The organism is Caballeronia sp. GAFFF2, from assembly GCF_023631485.1.
Lineage (GTDB): Bacteria > Pseudomonadota > Gammaproteobacteria > Burkholderiales > Burkholderiaceae > Caballeronia.
In genome coordinates, this window is the sequence record NZ_JALQDA010000049.1 from 57787 (window position 1) to 75346 (window position 17560).

The 17560-nt window shown below is 60.5% G+C and carries 14 protein-coding genes and 1 pseudogene; 5 read left to right on the forward strand and 10 right to left on the reverse strand.

Going from position 1 to position 17560, the window contains the following annotated elements:
• Nucleotides 1-66: 66 nt before the first annotated feature.
• Both NCT04_RS34920 and NCT04_RS32165 read left to right on the forward strand, forming a co-directional pair.
• Nucleotides 67-256, forward strand: a pseudogene (locus NCT04_RS34920) (helix-turn-helix transcriptional regulator); the annotation flags it as partial.
• A gap of 121 nt (nucleotides 257-377) precedes the next feature.
• A complete protein-coding gene (locus tag NCT04_RS32165; RefSeq protein WP_250469877.1) occupies nucleotides 378-1706 on the forward strand; it encodes a type II toxin-antitoxin system HipA family toxin in 1329 nt (442 codons plus the stop codon).
• Here the strand turns inward: NCT04_RS32165 and NCT04_RS32170 are convergent.
• From NCT04_RS32170 to NCT04_RS32185, 4 genes are all read right to left on the reverse strand, one after another.
• On the reverse strand, nucleotides 1703-3022 hold the full coding sequence (locus NCT04_RS32170) for a PQQ-dependent sugar dehydrogenase (RefSeq protein ID WP_250469890.1): 1320 nt from the start codon (nucleotides 3020-3022) through the stop codon (nucleotides 1703-1705). The genes NCT04_RS32165 and NCT04_RS32170 overlap by 4 nt on opposite strands.
• Nucleotides 3018-3461, reverse strand: coding sequence for a DUF2231 domain-containing protein (locus NCT04_RS32175; RefSeq protein ID WP_244831820.1), 444 nt, complete (start codon nucleotides 3459-3461; stop codon nucleotides 3018-3020). The genes NCT04_RS32170 and NCT04_RS32175 overlap by 5 nt, the downstream gene beginning before the upstream one ends.
• A 202-nt stretch (nucleotides 3462-3663) precedes the next feature.
• Nucleotides 3664-4422, reverse strand: a complete 759-nt coding sequence (locus tag NCT04_RS32180) for a flagellar brake protein (protein ID WP_250469878.1) — start codon at nucleotides 4420-4422, stop codon at nucleotides 3664-3666.
• Nucleotides 4423-4643: 221 nt separating this feature from the next.
• A complete protein-coding gene (locus tag NCT04_RS32185) occupies nucleotides 4644-6353 on the reverse strand; it encodes a dihydroxyacetone kinase family protein (RefSeq protein WP_250469879.1) in 1710 nt (569 codons plus the stop codon).
• A 150-nt stretch (nucleotides 6354-6503) separates the two neighbouring features.
• On the opposite strand from NCT04_RS32185, the gene NCT04_RS32190 reads away from it, so the two are divergent.
• The 3 genes from NCT04_RS32190 (at nucleotide 6504) to NCT04_RS32200 (ending at nucleotide 8522) form a co-directional block, all read left to right on the forward strand.
• The gene (locus NCT04_RS32190) at nucleotides 6504-7013 is read left to right on the forward strand and encodes a DUF6622 family protein (RefSeq protein WP_250469880.1); all 510 of its coding nucleotides are present in this window, start codon (nucleotides 6504-6506) and stop codon (nucleotides 7011-7013) included.
• A 90-nt stretch (nucleotides 7014-7103) separates the two neighbouring features.
• Nucleotides 7104-7976, forward strand: a complete 873-nt coding sequence (yghU, locus tag NCT04_RS32195) for a glutathione-dependent disulfide-bond oxidoreductase (RefSeq protein WP_250469881.1) — start codon at nucleotides 7104-7106, stop codon at nucleotides 7974-7976.
• Between the two features lie 93 nt (nucleotides 7977-8069).
• Nucleotides 8070-8522, forward strand: a complete 453-nt coding sequence (locus tag NCT04_RS32200; RefSeq protein WP_250469882.1) for a DUF4174 domain-containing protein — start codon at nucleotides 8070-8072, stop codon at nucleotides 8520-8522.
• Nucleotides 8523-8586: 64 nt separating this feature from the next.
• Here the strand turns inward: NCT04_RS32200 and NCT04_RS32205 are convergent, their stop codons facing one another.
• From NCT04_RS32205 to NCT04_RS32230, 6 genes are all read right to left on the reverse strand, one after another.
• A complete protein-coding gene (locus tag NCT04_RS32205) occupies nucleotides 8587-12066 on the reverse strand; it encodes an ImcF-related family protein (RefSeq protein ID WP_250469883.1) in 3480 nt (1159 codons plus the stop codon).
• The gene (locus NCT04_RS32210) at nucleotides 12063-13334 is read right to left on the reverse strand and encodes a KPHS_23130 family T6SS system protein (protein WP_250469884.1); all 1272 of its coding nucleotides are present in this window, start codon (nucleotides 13332-13334) and stop codon (nucleotides 12063-12065) included. The genes NCT04_RS32205 and NCT04_RS32210 overlap by 4 nt, the downstream gene beginning before the upstream one ends.
• A gap of 2 nt (nucleotides 13335-13336) precedes the next feature.
• Nucleotides 13337-13594 carry a PAAR domain-containing protein gene (locus tag NCT04_RS32215; protein WP_284503508.1) on the reverse strand — a complete coding sequence of 86 codons (258 nt, stop codon included), beginning with the start codon at nucleotides 13592-13594 and terminating at the stop codon, nucleotides 13337-13339.
• 67 nt (nucleotides 13595-13661) lie between these two features.
• Nucleotides 13662-15941, reverse strand: a complete 2280-nt coding sequence (locus NCT04_RS32220; RefSeq protein ID WP_250469885.1) for a DUF2235 domain-containing protein — start codon at nucleotides 15939-15941, stop codon at nucleotides 13662-13664.
• A complete protein-coding gene (locus NCT04_RS32225; protein WP_250469886.1) occupies nucleotides 15934-16740 on the reverse strand; it encodes a DUF3304 domain-containing protein in 807 nt (268 codons plus the stop codon). The genes NCT04_RS32220 and NCT04_RS32225 overlap by 8 nt, the downstream gene beginning before the upstream one ends.
• Nucleotides 16741-16849: 109 nt before the next feature.
• Nucleotides 16850-17560, reverse strand: a 711-nt coding sequence (locus NCT04_RS32230) for a DUF3304 domain-containing protein (RefSeq protein ID WP_250469887.1), incomplete at its 5' end; no start/stop codon positions are given.

A 17560-nucleotide genomic window follows, 5' to 3' on the forward strand; every position in this document is an offset into this window, starting at 1 on the left:
GTTTTTTGCTTTAACAGGTCATAGACTGTAGAAACGCTTAACAGTCTTAAGACTGTAGGGATCTTCGTGGACTATCCGGTAAAGACGCTCAGCCAATTGCGGCCCATTCTCAAAGGCTTTCGCAAAGCCGCCGGGCTGACTCAGGCAAGCATGGCCGCGCAATTGGGCGTGACGCAGCAGACCTATGCGCAACTGGAAGCCAATCCCGCTGCGGCAAGCATGGAGCGCATGTTCAAAGTCTTGCGCGTGCTGGGCGTCGAGATGATGCTGACGGATGGCGTCATAGCGGACGAAGCCCCGCCCATCACGAAGAAAATCGCGGCGAAGGCAACGTCGGCGCGGGCCAGAGCCGCGAAAAAGCGGGAGAACTGGTAAGCATGGCGCGCCGCACCGACCCGAACCGGCTCGATCTCTGGATGAACGGACTGCCCGTCGGCCACTGGGAATCCAGCACCGGTGGCGAGCGCCTCGTCTATCGCGATGAGTGGATTGCCGACCCGCAAGGCCGTCCTCTCTCGCTGTCGCTGCCGTTCACGCCGGGCAATCAGCCGTATCGCGGGCAAGTCGTCGCGAACTTTTTCGACAACCTTCTGCCCGACAGCGAGCCAATCCGCCGTCGCATTGCCATGCGTTATCGAACGGGCGGCACGGCGCCGTTTCAGCTGCTCGCGCAGTTGGGTCGCGACTGCGTCGGCGCCCTTCAAATGCTGCCGCCCGGAGAGACGCCGGTCGATCTCGAAAGCATAACGGGACGCGCGATGAGCGAATCGCAGATCGCCCGGCTGCTGCGCGAGACGACCGCCACGCCGCAACTCGGACAACACGAACCGCTCAATGACCTGCGTCTCTCGATAGCAGGCGCGCAAGAAAAGACCGCCCTGCTTCGGCGCGGCAAGCAGTGGCTATTGCCCGAGGGCAGCACGCCGACCACGCACATCTTTAAATTGCCGCTTGGGCTCGTCGGCAACATGCGAGCGGGCATGCGGACATCGGTGGAGAACGAATGGCTTTGCTCGAAGATCGTCGCGGCATTCGGGCTGGCTATCGCGCGGTGCGAGATCGAAGTCTTCGAAGATCAGAAAGTGCTCGTCGTCGAACGGTTCGATCGCCGTCTGTCGAGCGACAAGCGCTGGATTTTGCGGCTCCCGCAAGAGGATATGTGTCAGGCCACCGGCACGCCCGCGCTACAAAAGTACGAAGCGGATGGCGGACCGGGAATCGGCCATGTCATGGAAGTGCTGTCGGGCTCGGGGCGCGCGGCCAACGACCGGCGCGACTTCTTCATGGCGCAGTTGGTTTTCTGGCTGCTCGCCGCCACCGATGGTCACGCGAAGAACTTCAGCATCGCGCATCTGCCCGGCAATCGTTATGAATCGACGCCGCTTTATGACGTGCTGTCCGCGCATCCGATCATCGGACGGGGACGCAATCAGCTTGCCGCGCAGCGCGCGAAACTCGCCATGGCCGTGCATGGCAAGAACATTCATTACGTCATCGCCGAGATTTTGCCGCGTCACTGGATCGCGCAAGGGCGCACAGTCGGACTCGCCGCGCCGGAAGTCGAAGCGCTGATCGCCGAAGTCACGGCGCGCACCGAACAAGTCGTCGATGAAGTCGCGAGCGTGCTGCCCCGCGACTTTCCGATGGACATTGCCGAAGCGATTTTCAACGGCATGCGGCGTCTCTGCAACAAGCTCGCAGGCTAGCCGCCCGCGCCCGTCACGCGCCACACGGTATTGCCGGCATCGTCCGCAAAGACGAGTCCGCCGTCCTTGTCCTGAGTTAGGCCGACAGGCGCGCCGCGCAGTTCCTTCTCATCATCGGAAACGAAGCCTGTTACCACGGGCTTGGGCGTGCCTACAGGCTTGCCGTTCTCGAACGCGATATACGTCACCGCATACCCCGACAGCGGCGAGCGATCCCAACTGCCATGCTCGCCGATAAACACGCCACCGCGATACTGCGCCGGCAAATTGCTGCCCGTATAGAACATCAGCCCGAGCGGCGCGACGTGCGAACCGATTGCGTAATCCGGCGGAATAGCCTTTGCGACGAGATCCGGACGCTGCTCCTTGACGCGCGTATCGACATGCTGGCCGTAGTAGCTATAAGGCCAGCCATAGAAAGCGCCATCCTTTACCGAAGTCAAATAGTCCGGCACGAGGTCCGCGCCAATCTCATCGCGTTCGTTGGCCACGGTCCAGAGTTGCCCCGTCTTCGGTTCCCATTGCAAGCCGGTCGGGTTGCGAATGCCTGCCGCAAAGATACGGCTCGCGCCGGTCGCGACATCCACTTCGAGCACGTTCGCGCGCCGATACTCCACGTCGAGTCCGTTCTCGCCAACGTTGCTGTTCGACCCGACGCCCACATAAAGTTTCTTGCCATCGCGGCTCGCGAGCAGCGCCTTGGTCCAGTGATGGTTCACGCGATCAGGCAGATCGGCGAGCTCGACGCCTTCCGCCGAGATGCTCGTTTCGCCCGTCTTGTACGGGAACTTGAGCAGCGCGTCCGTATCGGCGACATAGAGCGTGTCGCCTATCAACTGCATGCCGAAGGGCGAATGCAGATGGTCGATGAACACGTGCTTTTCCCATTCCCCGCTGCCATCGCCACGCTTTCTGAGCAACGTGATGCGGTTCGCGCCCTTCGACTCCTTTCCTGAACGGCTCTGGACCATGCCCGCGATCAACTGCTTCGGCGTGGTGACCGGCTCCGCGTTCGGACTGCCCGATTCGGCCACGAGAATGTCGCCATTCGGAAGCGCATACACCTGCCGCGGATGCTCGAGGCCGGACGCGATCTTCTCGATCTTCAGTCCGTCCGCGACCTTGGGCGTTTCGTTGTCTTTCCAGCCCGCGAACTTCGGGACTTGCATCGGCGGAGTAAAGAAGCTCTTGGCGGTAGGCAGTGGCGGATTCGCGCCAGCCTGATGCGCGCTGTCGTATTCGGCGTGCTCGTTGCATCCTGCGAGGAGTGCTGCAATAGAGAGCGCGATAACGCTCGTCAAAGTGGTTTGCTTAATCACGAGCCGCCTCCTGGAAGCCGAATTTATCGAAGGCAAGCGCGATATGTCCAACGCTCAACAGCACCACGGTGATAACCGAAAGAATCACGCCGAGCGGCACGATTCCATAACCGTCGCGGCTATGCACGAACGCGTTGACGACCGCCGCGATGATGCCGAGCAGGTTGAGCCAGAAGTCGAGCTTCTCGGTGCGCGTGACGACGTGGCGTGAGCCGAACCACACATGCCCGAGATTGATGAAGCGCGGAATGATCGCGAGGATGAGCCCCGTCGTGACGAGCCACGCGGCGCCCTTCGCCCAAAAAACGTTGGCGGTGATGACGAAGATGATGTCGAAAATCAGCGTCCCGACGAAGAGTCCGTAGGGAATGGGATTGAGTAGATCGAAGAGGGCTGTCGCCGTCCGCGATCGATATCTCAGGCTGGTCGTGCTCATGAGTGAGTACCCCAAAAAAGATTAGGCAGTGGGCCGTGCATCGGTTGCGGAAGGCGGCGTGCATTGCCTTCTGACTCCGTATGAACAGCACATCACATGCCCGATTTTGGGGAACGCTTACATGATCGATTAGACAACGTGCACGCTCGCCACTTTGCAAGCGTGCCGTCAGGTGACAGTCGGCTATCGGTGTGTCACGGGTTCAGACGCCGCGCCCGAGATGCTTCAGTTCGAGCTGCGTAATGGTTCGCTGCAAGGCGCGTTCAGCGCAGCCGCTCAGGTCGATGAAGCGGCAACCGAGAATCGCGCGGCGCTCGCCGGTCTGCATGAGTTCGTAACGCGGCGCGGCGATCTCGAGGTCGACGCTCACTTCGCCGAATGGGCCCATCCGCAGGGTGACGCCTCGCCAGACTCCGCCACGTTCGGCGGTTTCGAAGCGGTCATCGGAGACACGCAAGGCCACGCCGCCGAGCGAAAGGTTCTTTACGTCGAAGTGGAAGGCATTGCCGGCTTCGTCACGCCCGTGCGCGACGAACGGATTAACGAGCGGCGTCTCGACCCGGTAATACTGCCGCCGCTGCACGTAATACAGCAGCGTGGGCATCGGCGCTTCGAACGCGGGACGGCCATCGAAAAGCACTTTTACGGCCGGCCCGGTCGTGAATTCCGTCTGGATGCCCGATGGCTGGCTGCGCAACCTCAGGGCATCCGCGCGGGCAAGCGCGGCATTGCTGGAATCCGAGCAGCCGAGATCGAAGACAAAGCGCGCGCTGCGCGAATCGACGTCAAGGACCTGCGTCACGATCTGCCCGCCTTCGAATTCCACGGTGAGAAAGTCGCCGCGCGACAGAAGGCTGCGCAGGCAAAGCGCAATCTGCAACGGATGGCGCTGCGCATAGCATTCGTCGATAAGGGTCGCGGTACGGTCGGCGTCGAGACTCGGGAGGGTGGCGGCAATCATCTTGTTATCCGTGCGTTGTCTGGTTTTTATTAGCGCCAAGCCTCTCAGGTTGCTAGCGCTACGGTGCACACCAGACAATGCAGAGACCATGCCAATTGCGGCGCACGGGCCGCCGATCGCCTGCAAGCCGCGCCGGGCAACGCTCGGGCGGCATGAGGAAACCAAAGCGATGGGCGCTTGCTACGTTACGCGGACCTCGCGTTACGGCCGCGCGCGGCGGATCACCGCACGACGATATGCGGCGCGAGCGCGCGGAGCCAGTACGTCACCGCGACCGCGCCGCCATCGGGCGAACCCACGGCGCGCTCGCCCAGATAGCTTGCGCGACCCGCCCGAGGCGTCATGCTCGCCGTGACCTGCGCGCCCTCTTCAGCGGCCGATAAAGCCGCTTCCCAGGCGTCTCGCGCGGACTTTCCTTCGTTCAATACCGCTTCGAATGTCGCCGATGCGGGGAACAGCGCGTCGAGCATGGTGCGGTCGCCCGCCTTCGCGCCGCCCAGGTCGCTGATGGCCTGCACCGCTTCCCTGAACGCGGCGGCCCAATCGGCCGGCTTCGGTTGCGCGACTCCCGCGAGATGGCGCGACGCGCGCAAGAGCGCCGTCGCGTAGAACGGGCCGGAGCTTCCCGCTATCGCCCGGCGCAAGGACGCCCCGAGCGCGGCAAGCGCGCCGTCCGGCGTGCCGAGCGCCGATCCCGGCACGCCGAGGATCGCGTCCGCCGCGCGTTTCATGCTCGCACCGAGATCGCCGTCGCCGGCGAGGGAATCGAGTTCGGTCAGGCGCGGTTCGTTGTCGATCAGCGCACGCGCCACCGACTGAAGCGCCGGCTCGATGACCCGCGCCCAGCCGCCGTCGCTTTCCCGCGCGATTCCGGGCCGCTCCGCGACGGTATCGGCCGCCATAGCGATACGGATTTCCCGTCCGACCGCGCCGCCGCCCGGCCACGCGCGCGCTTCGGTCGCGGCATCGAGCAGACCGAGCGTCGCGTCATCGACACGCAACAGCGAAACGGAGCAGCCCGGCATATTGAGCGCCGACAGCAGCGTGCCCGACCATGCGCGCTCGACGTGAATCTCGCGCCGCGACAGATTGTCGAAGGCGGCGCGCAACACGACATCCAGTTCCATTTGCGGCGTTGCGCCAAGGCCGTTCACGAGCAGTGCGACGCGCTCGCCGCTTTCGAGCGCGAGATCGTCGATGATATTCGTGAGCAGAACGTCGGTCAGTTGGTCGGCGGGCAGCGGCGCGGTGCGCTCCACGCCCTTTTCTCCATGGATGCCGAGACCAAGTTCGATCTCGTCGTCGGCGAGCGTGAAGCTGGACTTTTCGACACCCGGCAGCGTGCAGCCATCGAGCGCGACGCCCATGGTGCCGAGATTGGCCGCCGCATGGCGCGCGATCGCCGCGACCTCTTCGAGCGACGATCCGCGCGAGGCGGCCGCGCCTGTGACCTTGTGGACGAGCACGGTTCCCGCGATACCGCGCCGCTGATTGCGCGCGGCCTGTTTGCGCAGCGAGACGTCGTCGGCCACGATGACCACTTCGACCGGAATGCCTTCCGCGCGCGCCAGTTCCGCCGCGAGACCGAAGTTAAGGCGGTCGCCCGTGTAGTTCTTCACGATCAGCACCGCGCCGCGCGGACCGGCACAAGCGCGGATCGCGGCGAGCACGGCATCCGTGGGCGGCGAGGTGAAGACTTCACCGCATACCGCCGCGCTCAGCATGCCCGCGCCGACATAGCCGCCGTGTGCGGGTTCGTGACCGCTGCCTCCGCCCGAGATGACGGCGACCTGCCGGTCCTTCGCTTCGTGCTGCGCACGCTGCACGATCACGTTTTCATTGCCGAGGATGGCTAAGTGCGGCGACTGCCGCGCGACGCCTTCGAGCATCTCGCGCACGACATCGGCGGGATTGTTGATGAGCTTCTTCATGGCAGTCTCCTTGACGCGTTCGAGCGATGGCGACCATGTTAAACGACCGCGCCGCGAACGCTCGCGCGCTCTCATTCTTCTCTAATTCAGCCGCTCTACGATGCCTTCATCTGCTCGACAACGAATCATCCGACTGAAGGAGAAACGAAAATGACACTGCAAATGATCGTTCATGGCACGCCGGTCTGGGTCTGGCTGCTGCTGGCTTATCTGATTTCGCGCGGCGTGAAGGCAATGAAAGGCGGTACCACGCCGCTGTACAAGCTGGCGATCATCCCGCTGATCTTCGCGGGCTTCGGCCTCGTGCATTTGGCTCACAATCCGCACGCGAGCCTCTTTGCGGTGAGCGCGTGGATCGTCGGGATTTTTGCGGGCATCGCGGCGGGCGTGTTCAACGCGACGCGCACGCGCTTTTCCGTCGATATGGTGGCGCGCACCGTCACGCTGCCGGGTTCGGTCGTGCCGCTCTTGCTGATCCTCGCCATCTTCGCCGCCAAGTTCTGGCTCGGATTCGAGATGGCAACGGTGACGGATACGGCGCTCCTCGGAACCTATGCATCCATCGACGCACTCGTGTCGGGCGTCGTCGCCGGGATGTTCGCGGGACGCTTCATCACGTACTGGAAAGCGCTGCAGGCGCACCGCTTCTTGCACGCTTGAACGGCCGAGCCTCCTTCGTGTCGAGCAGGTTTTTACCCGACCTGCTAACCTCGGGCGACATTGAAAACCTGACGCGAAGGAGGCTGCAGCATGAGCGATTCACCCGAATACGTACCGCCCAAGGTCTGGACCTGGGACAAGGAAAGCGGCGGGCAGTTTGCAAGCATCAACCGTCCAATCGCGGGGCCGACGCATGAAAAGGATCTACCGGTCGGCAAGCATCCGCTGCAGCTTTATTCGCTTGCCACGCCCAACGGCGTCAAGGTCACGGCGATGCTGGAGGAACTGCTCGCCGCGGGTCACAATGGCGCGGAATACGATGCCTGGCTCATCAAGATCGGCGACGGCGACCAGTTCGGCAGCGGCTTCGTCCAAGCCAATCCCAATTCGAAGATACCCGCGCTGATCGACCACAGCGGCCCCAAGCCCGTGCGCGTGTTCGAATCCGGCGCCATCCTCCTGTATCTCGCGGACAAGTTTGGCGCATTCATGCCGACCAGCGCGGCGGAACGCGCCGAGTGTCTCTCGTGGCTTTTCTGGCAGATGGGCAGCGCGCCGTATCTTGGCGGCGGCTTCGGTCACTTCTATGCTTATGCGCCGAGCAAGATGGAGTATCCGATCAACCGCTTCGCCATGGAGGTGAAGCGTCAGCTCGACGTGCTCGACCGGAGGCTTGCGGAGAGCCGGTACATTGCGGGCGACGAATACACCATCGCCGATATCGCCATCTTTCCGTGGTACGGCGGTCTCGTGAATGGCTGGATTTACAGTGCCGCCGAGTTTCTCGCCGTGCATGAATACGAGCATGTGCGACGTTGGGCCGATGCAATCGGTGCGCGTCCCGCCGTGCAACGCGGCCGCATGGTAAACCGGACCTTCGGCGAGCTTTCGAGCCAGTTGCATGAGCGGCATGATGCTGGCGACTTTGAAGCGAAGACGCAGGACAAGCTCGCGGTTAAGTAGATTTCTGGCCAAGTCTTGCGCACGCTTGAAAGGCTGTAACGTCGTTGGCGCGCTTCCTGCGTGCACAAAAATAAACCGCACAGGAAGCCGCCAATGAACCGCTATCTCATTCCCGCAACCGTAGCTGCAAGCCTGCTCTTGGGCGTGACCAATACCTCGCAAGCAGCCGGAAGCGCTGCAATATCTTCCATCGAACAGTACACATGGCATAAGCGTCTGCTCGTCGTTTTCGCCGATGACGTCAGTTCCGCCGCATTCGCGAAGCAACGCGCATCAGTTCAGGATGCGAGCGATGGCTACACGCAACGCGACCTGCAAGTGATCGAAGTAATCGGCAACGACGTGCAAGGCGCAAGCGATTCCGCCGATGCATTGCGTCGACGATACGGCGTCAAACCCGGCGCGTTTCGCGCGGTGCTCGTTGGCAAGGACGGCGGCGTGAAGCTCGAATCGCGCGAGCCGATTGCATCGCGCGAATTGTTCACGACCATCGACGGCATGCCGATGCGTAAGCAAGAGGCAGCGGGTAACGCACCGAAGTCGTGATCGCCGTGTGATCCATGCATGCTGAAGTCTTCTTACGCTTCGTGACCTGACCCCAGCGAAGTCGTCATTCTTTGTCCGGCAACGCGACGCCGATCTTCTGCGCGGCGGCAAGCGCGCCGGGCGGCAACGGTGGTGGCGTCCGCCCCGGCGATACAGATGCTTGCTTCGCCGCGCCTGACATGAAGATGCGCTCAGGCAGGGCGAAGTGCCGTAGCACAAGCACATCCAGCGGTCCAGCGCCCGTCTCCGCGCGAAGTTGAACCGACAGCGGCGGCGTAAGACTCTGATCCGGCGTCCACGAGAGCAGATAACGCGCGTTATCTTGTTGCGAGACCTTCGCACGTTCGAGCAGACGAATCAGCGCGAAACGCCCTTGTGCGTACATGGTCGAGCGCAAACCGCCTGCCTCCGTTTGCCATTGAAGTTGTGCGGTGTTGTCCAGGGCTTGCCCCGGCCATTCGAACGGCTCCCATTGCTCCATCTGATTGAAGTAGTGCAACTGTTGACCCGATGTCACCAGCGTCAAATCAGTGATGCCCGGCGTCGGCACGCCGCGTAGTTCATACCGCGCCCGCGCATCGCCAGAGGGAAACACGACCCTTGCTACGCGCGAGAGCTTGTTGAGCGCGACGAGAAACGCCGGATCAAGCATGAGCGTGCCTTGATTCACGCCTTGCGTGGCGACCCAGTGGTCGCCCTGACGTTCGATCACGCCCGCAAGCTGCGTCGTGACGAACTGCGCTATCACGCCGTTGTCCATGCGCATGAAGTGCGCCATATCGGGCAGCGATGCATCGTTGTCGGAGTCCGCAAACGGATAGCGGCCGCCGAAGCTGTGATTCCAGTCAGCAAGGATGGATGTGCGCCAGACTTCGTTCAGACTGGACGATGCCGGTTGCACGACCACTTGCCACGTCTGGTCAAGCGGGGCTTCGAAAAGCCGGCCGAAACCCGACCATTGTTCGCCCAAGCTCGCAGAGAGACGGCTCGCATGATCGCGACTATCGGCGATATCGGACGTTCTACCCTGTAGCACGGCTTGAGCGGCGACGCGCGACATGCCGTCGGGGTCGGGACTGGCCATCATTTGTTGCGTCTTCAGACGCATTGCGGTGACACGCTCAAGATAGCGAGCCAAGCTCAGATCGCTCACGAGTTGCAGCGTGGTTCTGGCATTGGCGGGTGCGTTGCTTGCGAACTCGCTGCCAGTCAGACGCAGAATAGGACCGAACGCGCTTGCCAGCGGCAAAAGTGATGGCTGCATCTGCTTGGACGGGTCCTTTTCGTCCTTGCCTACAAGATGTTGCGCCTTCGAAATCAGAGCGTCCGATATTGATTGCGTCGATGCGTCCGCACTTGCCTGAAAAACGAGAGCGTTCATTAGTGCGACCAGCGGCGAGCGTTGCGGGTCGCCGAGCAGCGTCAATTGATCGACCGTGCCAGATAACGACGAAGCGTTTTGCCAGCGAATGCTGTTCAAAAACTGCTGCCACGCGCGCGCGTAGTCATCGAAGTAACGTTGACGGAGTTCGGTTTTGAGCGTTGACGGCGCGGTGTTATCAAGTTTCGCGTCAGACAGCACCCAGTCGCCCGTCACCGCGCGCTGTTCGCTCGCCTCATCGATCGCCTTTGGGATGCGTTCGTCCCACGCGGCACGCGTAAAAACGCCCGGAACAGTCGCGCTCGTGTTGAACAAGCCTCGGCTTGGGTGATCGCCGAGCAAGGTTGCCAACGTCATCGGCGGATATTTCGGTTTCGTCTCGTCGATGATCTGCTGATAGATCGCGTCTGTCGAATTCTGGATGCCGCGCACGCCGATGATCGTCTGCCGCGTCGCCGCGACAAGCGTGATGTCAGGCGCGATGGCTGACGCCGATCCGCGCTTAAGGTGCCTCGCGTAAAACCAGACGGCCTGTTGGCGCAAGTCTTCCCAAGTGCCCGCCGTCACTGACGCATTCTGCGGACGCGCTGGCGCATTCGTCGTCAGCAACTGTGTGGCGATAAACGACGCGTCGGCATGCTCGGGATGGGCGAGCATCAAATACGCCTTGAGCGTGTCGTACGCGGCCTGGACCTGTGTGTTGCCACCGCTGGCGATTTCGGCATCGGACAGGGAAGCGAGTTGCTGAAGGCGAGATTCGAGTCTTGCCTTGATCGGATCGATCAGTACGCGCGAGGCGACGCTTTGATAAACCGGGGAAAGCGCTTCATAAAGAGCGGCGTCACGGTTCAGGCCGAAACGAGCGAGCCACGGAGCGCCGAGCTGGCGGTGTATTTCAAGCGTGTCGAGTTGTTTGTCAAGAGCATCCAGGGCGAGCAAGGCTTGCGTCTGGTCGCGCGGCGAAGAAACCTTGCTCAACGTCGACGCAACGTCCCGCATGGTTGCGCGGTTCGACATGCCGGAAATTATCGAGCCGATAAACCATAGTACGGCGACAGCGCTGACGAGATATGCGGCCACACTCGACGACGAGAGGCCCACGCGCCTGCCGTAAGCTTTGCGACTGTGGTTCGCGATGGTTTGCCATAGCGTTCGATTCGACGCTTCGGGCACACCGGCGTGGTGGCGCGCGGCCTCGCGCGGATACTCTGTCGGTCCCGCGGGTATGTCCAGCGGTGTGAAGAAAAGCCCGCGAATAGCATCGTGCGACCGTGAAGCGCCTGTCACGAGATGCTTCAGCGATTCCCGTGCTGTGCTTATGTGCTGCGACAATTCCGCCAGATATCGATCTGCAGGGTTTTTCGACAGACGCATCACCCCGGCGTTTGCCAATTCGCCGGTGAGGTCATGTAGTGCCGAGCCGACGAAATCGGAAGCCATACGCGGGCGCGACCAGGTAAGCCCGACCGGCGGCTCATCTGTATGAGACGGACTCGCCTGCAATGGCTCCGCATTCAGCAAATACACCGGAGCAGACCAGCGAAGCACGCGCGCGACACGTGCCAGCGCTTGCGAGACGCTTTGAACATCGAACATATCGTGGCCCGTCGCACGGGCGACGGTTAGCGCAACGACCGCGTCCACTGGACGGCGGCGGCGCAATCGGCGCAACGCGGCAAGATGCTGCACATCTGGGGCACTGTCTGTCTGCTTCGCGTAAAGAAGAACCGCGCCTCCCGCGCTGGCATACCCGAACTTGAAGAGCGTAGGCGCCACGCGCCGAACTACTTCCCCGTCGCCGACAACCAGGATCCAACGCTCGCGCCAACGCCAGCGCCAGCCGTGCTGCTCGACTAGCCATTGCCTGAGATCGCTGAAATCACCAACGTCTGGCTTCGTGGCCCCCTGCGCGGCGTCATCGGACGCACCGCCGTGTTTGAGCATCCAGTCTTTCACCGCGCGATAAGCCACGGCCGCACGCGACGCTTCGCTATAACTGAGCACGAGCCATAGCACGATGAAAATTGCGCACAGTGCTGCTATGACAGCTCCACGACTGTCAGCTGAGATCCCGACCCACTGAGGCCGTACCCAGACCAGCATGCCGGGCAAGATCACGAGGGATAGCGTGGCTAAAAAGTCTAGCTTGAATTTACGAGTCATTCGTCTTTCTGCTTATTACGGCTGTTTTGCACCACAGCCATGTGAAAGTGTTCGCCGGCGCTACGGGCGACGAGTTGCGGCGCGCTCAACCGGTCCGCTCTGTTCGCCCCGCACGCTACGGCGAGCCAGTCGGCCGATCTCCCCGCTCGTCCCACCGTGCCGTCGAGATTGAATTCCGTCAGCGGATCTTCGCCTGCCTCACGCACGCCAACGTGGCTCAGGGATGAGTGCAAAGGCCCGACCGATTCGCCGTCGAATCCGGTCATCCAGACCGACTCCAACGACGGCGCGTCGGCTTTTGCCCATTGCAGCGCATGTGTGAGCGCGCTGTCGAGATGGGTCCGCGCCGAATTCAATGGGCGATGCATGTGCGCGACGGGCATGAGTCGATGCTCGGCCGCTAATCCATGCGAGGCCACGAGAAGCGCGACGCCCGCCTCGGCCTCGCCTGCGTTGGGCGCTCCATCCAACATGCTCTGAAGCGATACCGAAATCAGCAGGACCGCGTAGAGATGCAAGGCGCCACTCGTATCGTCGAGCCATTGATCGACCGTCATCAGATCAACGGGCACTAGCGTGTACGTCGTTTCCGCCTGACGCAACTCATGACGCGCCCATATGCCTTCCCAGGTCGTTTTTGCGTCTGCCTCCCCGATATAGCCCCCGATATCGAGAAGGACGCGCAGCGGAAAATCATCCGGAAGCGACCCGAGGCGGTCCGCAAGTTCGCCGATAAGTTGGTCGAAGAGCCAGGACAACAGCAGGCCGTGGCGCTCCTTATCGTCGACGGCAAAGAGCGCGTCGTCTGGTTGGAGCCACCGCGCCGTTACCGATGCGTCCTCCATGAGCTCCGATGCCTGAGCCTCGAGTGTCAACGCGTTTTCTTCTATCTTTGTCACGAGTTTCGCTGTCTCGTCATCCGTTACGCGGATGGCCGTGGCGAGCACGGCCATCGGAATGCTTTCGCGTGCGAACAACTTCTCGTTGTACCGCTTTCGTGCCTCATTCCAGTCCCGCGCATCGAGACACTGCCTCTCGTGAATGCTGAACCGACGTGAAACGACAAACGCGGCGAGGCCCGTTGGATACAGCACAAGGCAAGTCCAGAACAAGGGCGTCTGCATTGGTTCTGCGCGCGGCCACAACGCCATCACGCCAAAGATTCCGGCGATCGTCAGGACGAAGAAGACCACCGTCCAGACGAACCTCGATGGCGGCTCGTCAGGTTCGGCGCGTTCCGGTGGAAGGTTATCCAGGTCCAGCGCCATGCTTAGCTTTTGCCGCTATTTGGAAGTGACGAGATCAGACGACAACCGCATTCGCAGCGGTCGTTGTGTTGCGCGATCTCCAAACCGTTATCGAAAGCCCCTGAGGTTGCCGAAGCAATACGGTTGTCACCGTGGCGGGGACACGTGACACGATCATGCAGGCGCGCAACCGCGCGTCCCATGAAAACGCAGGTTGCTGAACCTTGCGTGACGGCGCCGTCGCCGGTATGGCGGTCGCCTATGCGGATAATTCCTGGCATGTCTGGTCCGAGGAGAAAATAATCAAGTGGTCATGGCTTACGCAACACATGGCCATGGCCGCCACGTTCAAACACGGGCGGGAGGTCGCGGCGCGGGGTTCATGCCACGGTTGATCTGCGACGCGCGGCTCGCGTTCTCTTCCGTACGCTTGCGCGCTTTCTCCTCGGCCTCGTAGTCGGTCGAGCCGAACGCATCGACTCCGCGCAACCGGAAATAAAGCGAGGAAGACAGCACATGGTCCTGCCAGCTCGTGAGCATGGTGTCGTGCACGAGAAGATCGAACAGCGCCATGACCTTGGGCGGAAGCGGGTTCTTGCCCGACAGCCCCATCTTCCACGCCTGAACCAGGCTTTGCTGCTCGGCGCTGATCATCGCGTCCATGTGTTCCTCGATGATCGATGCGCCAAACTCCGGGTCCGCGTCATAAGGCTGTTCGCCGATCTGTACACCGGCGCGCGCTTGATTCACCGCGCGGCGCATGCCGGCCAAAGCGGTGTCGCGTTGGATCATGTCCGTCGACTCCGCCTGGATACGCTCCCACACACCGACCGACGGTCTCGCTTTCTCGGCGCTGGCGTCGCGCAACGCCTCCATTTCAGCGCTCCTTGCCGCCTCCATGCGGTTCTGCGCCTTGCCTAAGGTGATCGAATCCGGCACCGGAAATTGCTTGCGCAAGGCGAGATAAGCAGCAGTCGCGTCGTTGCGTTCCTTCAGAATGGCTTCATGCTTTGCAGCCAGCGCGTCGAACTGGTTGGTGACGGTGGCACGAAATTCGGACGATGTATAGCGAACCGCCATCCAGCGTAAAAAGACCTGCATGTGATCGACAAAATTCAGACGCGCGACGTAGGGCACCATCTCACGGTAGGCCTTCATCAGTTCCCAGATCTTGTACGTGTTCTGGCCGTCAGTGATGGGGTTTGCCAAGGTGAATTTTTGGAATGTATCCCCCTTGAAGTGCTGGAGATTTTCCATCGTGTCCATCGCTGCGCCATTTATAAGCGCTTCGTTCAGCATGTCGCGCAGGACGACGCGCTGAAGCTCCGCGCGCGCGCCGAGCGATCCCGGCGGTGCGCCGCCAGTTATGTCTTCGCTCGTGCCGGGGTAAAGATATTGCAGGCCGCGCGTATTTTCCAGGCTGTCGAGCCGTTGATAGAAGCGCAGTTCGTGCGCGGCGGCAAAGTGAACGCAGCGCTGAACTGCCTGCGGCACGCCAAGCATTTGGTCGCCGTAATTCTGCTTGATTGCCCCGACCAAGGGCACCATGCTGATCAGCGCATTCTCCTGGACCAACGACGACACCGCGTCGAGCAAACCGACGAACACGATCTCGATAGGAATGGTGGCGCCGTTCGGGTCCTTTGGAATCTTGTATTCCAGTATGGCTTCGCTCGGATGTTTGTATGTCGCGCTCAGGTCATTCAGCAAGGCCCTCGCAAGGACGCAACCGCGATCCGCGCCGAACACAGACACCTTGACGTGCTGGACCTTGGGCATCCTTGCCCTCGCGTCCTCAATCGCTTTCTCAAACTGGGTCTTGGCCGCCTGAAGGCGCGGCTCGACCCCGGTGCCCAAAAGCCGCGCGACCACTGAGTTGTCCCTGAGAATAGGAACCACGTCGAACGAACATTTGAACAGCTCGCCCGCCACTGCCCAGCCAACCTTCATCGGATTCTTCCTGAGATCGAAAAGGATCTGACGGCCGCTTTTCATCGCGTCCTTGGCGAGGATGCGCCCGGCCGCGCGGCCACGGTCGAGCACGGCGCCGGTCCTGAAGAAGCGCAAGACGCGTCCGGCGTTGGTACGCAACGCCTTCGCCTCTTTGACGAGTCCATCGTATGCATCCACGACAGGGCGATAGGAATGCTCCTCCAAACCTTTTTTGAATCCGTCGGTAATGGCGCTCTTCGGATCGAGCTGGAGACGGTCGATGCCGGTGATTTTTTCGCCAATCTTCTTTGCGTTCGATACCTGACCTTGAGCCGCACTCACGACCTTGCTCGTCAGCGCGGATACGATTTCGCCGTCTTTGGCTTCTTTGTTGAGGTCCGTGCCCAGGCCGGAGTAGTAGAGTCGGTACCAAAACTGATTGGGGGTCTTCCCACGGCGTCGATCCTTGTTTTCTCGGTGTGCTTCCCAAAGCCGGCAGATATTCGAATACCGCGACGTCGATGGGTCATCATGATCACGGTGTCGGCCAAATCCATCAAAAAAGAATCCGATGTGAATTACCGCACCGCATGGGATGCAGTCATCGGAAGGATAAGCCTTCGTGTTGGCGCCAATCGCGTCCAGCACATCAAGAGGCGTGCGATCTGCAGCATCGATTTCGTTCGTATTAGCCATTCTTACTTCCACCTGCGGCATGGATAAACTTGTTGCTCTTAATCTCGCGCACAACATCTGCAGGCAGCTTCTGCATTGCAAGGCCAAACGCTCCGGGCTTGCCCTTCGACTCCATGACGATGCGCTGCACCGCCGGGTGTTCGTCAAATTTCGGATTGACGAGCAACGTGTAGTACACGTACTGCTCAAGATCGACGGAGTCGGTGAAGCGGTATTTCAGCCAGCCTTGAACAGCCACACGCGTGGTTCGACGGTAGGCGGCAGCCCAGTCAAGATCGTCTGGATTTGCAGCCTTGCCGTATTTCGTCTGAAACCACTCATCGACCTCTCCATAGTCAAATCGAGAGCCGCTAAAGTCATTGCGAAACTCGAATTCAACATGGTCGTCTGGATAGAAGTGCACAGCCAAGACGTCGTTGCCGGCCCGGTCAGACCTCTTCACAGGATCAAGATGAACCGTGGTCACTTTTTTGATCTTTTTTATGGGCGCATAGATGTCTTTAGAGAATTCTTCCATGTCATAGACTTCCCACTCGACCGTGAACTCCGTTCCCTTCAGCTTGTAACAACAACTCAAACTTCCTTCGCCTGACCCTGGCGGCAGATCCCCGCCTCCACTGGCTCGATTCCCATATTTGTCACGGACCACAAACTCCGTCAGGTTGTACGGCGTGTAGTTCATACCCTCTGCACTCAACCCGCCATACACTGGCTCAGATGAAAAAAAGTCGCAGCCCGCAAGAAAGACGGTTGCCACAAGCAAAACAAAGATGTGTTTCATCAAACTTGAAAGGTTCATTCGTATGCGCATGATTGCGTTAGTTCACCATTCCACCAGATAGATAGGGCAAGCACTTTTGCTTGCAACAACCGCGTTCAACCAGCGACGCCGCACGCGGTTAGCAAGATCAAATTGAATCGGCTTGGCCAACTTTGCTTCCGTTTGCCAAATGATCGAATTTGTTGCTCTTAATCTCGCGCACAACATCTGCAGGCAGCTTCTGCATTGCAAGACCAAACGCTCCGGGCTTGCCCTTCGACTCCATGACGATGCGCTGCACCGCCGGGTGTTCGTCAAACTTCGGATTGACAAGCAACGTGTAGTACACGTACTGCTCAAGATCGACGGAGTCGGTGAAGCGGTATTTCAGCCAGCCTTGAACAGCCACACGTGTGGTTCGACGGTAGGCGGCAGCCCAGTCAAGATCGTCTGGGTTTGCAGCCTTGCCGTATTTCGTTTGAAACCACTCATCGACCTTTCCATATTCGATTCGAGAGCCGCTAAAGTCATTGCGAAACTCGAATTCAACATGGTCGTCTGGATAGAAGTGCACAGCCAAGACGTCGTTGCCCGCTCGGTCAGACCTCTTCACAGGATCAAGATGAACCGTGGTCAATTTTTTGATCTTTTTTATGGGCGCATAGATGTCTTTAGAGAATTCTTCCATGTCATAGACTTCCCACTCGACCGTGAACTCCGTTCCCTTTAGCTTGTAACAACAACTCAAACTTCCTTCGCCTGACCCTGGCGGCAGATCCCCGCCTCCACTGGCTCGATTCCCATATTTGTCACGGACCACAAACTCCGTCAGGTTGTACGGCGTGTAGTTCATACCCTC

Coding starts and splice junctions, on each gene's coding strand:
- NCT04_RS32185 (WP_250469879.1), bottom strand. CDS start 6,353: ATGAAGAAGCTCATCAACAATCCCGCCGATGTCGTGCGCGAGATGCTC.
- NCT04_RS32205 (WP_250469883.1), bottom strand. CDS start 12,066: ATGACTCGTAAATTCAAGCTAGACTTTTTAGCCACGCTATCCCTCGTG.
- NCT04_RS32190 (WP_250469880.1), top strand. CDS start 6,504: ATGACACTGCAAATGATCGTTCATGGCACGCCGGTCTGGGTCTGGCTG.
- yghU (WP_250469881.1), top strand. CDS start 7,104: ATGAGCGATTCACCCGAATACGTACCGCCCAAGGTCTGGACCTGGGAC.
- NCT04_RS32180 (WP_250469878.1), bottom strand. CDS start 4,422: ATGATTGCCGCCACCCTCCCGAGTCTCGACGCCGACCGTACCGCGACC.
- NCT04_RS32200 (WP_250469882.1), top strand. CDS start 8,070: ATGAACCGCTATCTCATTCCCGCAACCGTAGCTGCAAGCCTGCTCTTG.
- NCT04_RS32225 (WP_250469886.1), bottom strand. CDS start 16,740: ATGAACCTTTCAAGTTTGATGAAACACATCTTTGTTTTGCTTGTGGCA.
- NCT04_RS32210 (WP_250469884.1), bottom strand. CDS start 13,334: ATGGCGCTGGACCTGGATAACCTTCCACCGGAACGCGCCGAACCTGAC.
- NCT04_RS32175 (WP_244831820.1), bottom strand. CDS start 3,461: ATGAGCACGACCAGCCTGAGATATCGATCGCGGACGGCGACAGCCCTC.
- NCT04_RS32165 (WP_250469877.1), top strand. CDS start 378: ATGGCGCGCCGCACCGACCCGAACCGGCTCGATCTCTGGATGAACGGA.
- NCT04_RS32220 (WP_250469885.1), bottom strand. CDS start 15,941: ATGGCTAATACGAACGAAATCGATGCTGCAGATCGCACGCCTCTTGAT.
- NCT04_RS32215 (WP_284503508.1), bottom strand. CDS start 13,594: ATGCCAGGAATTATCCGCATAGGCGACCGCCATACCGGCGACGGCGCC.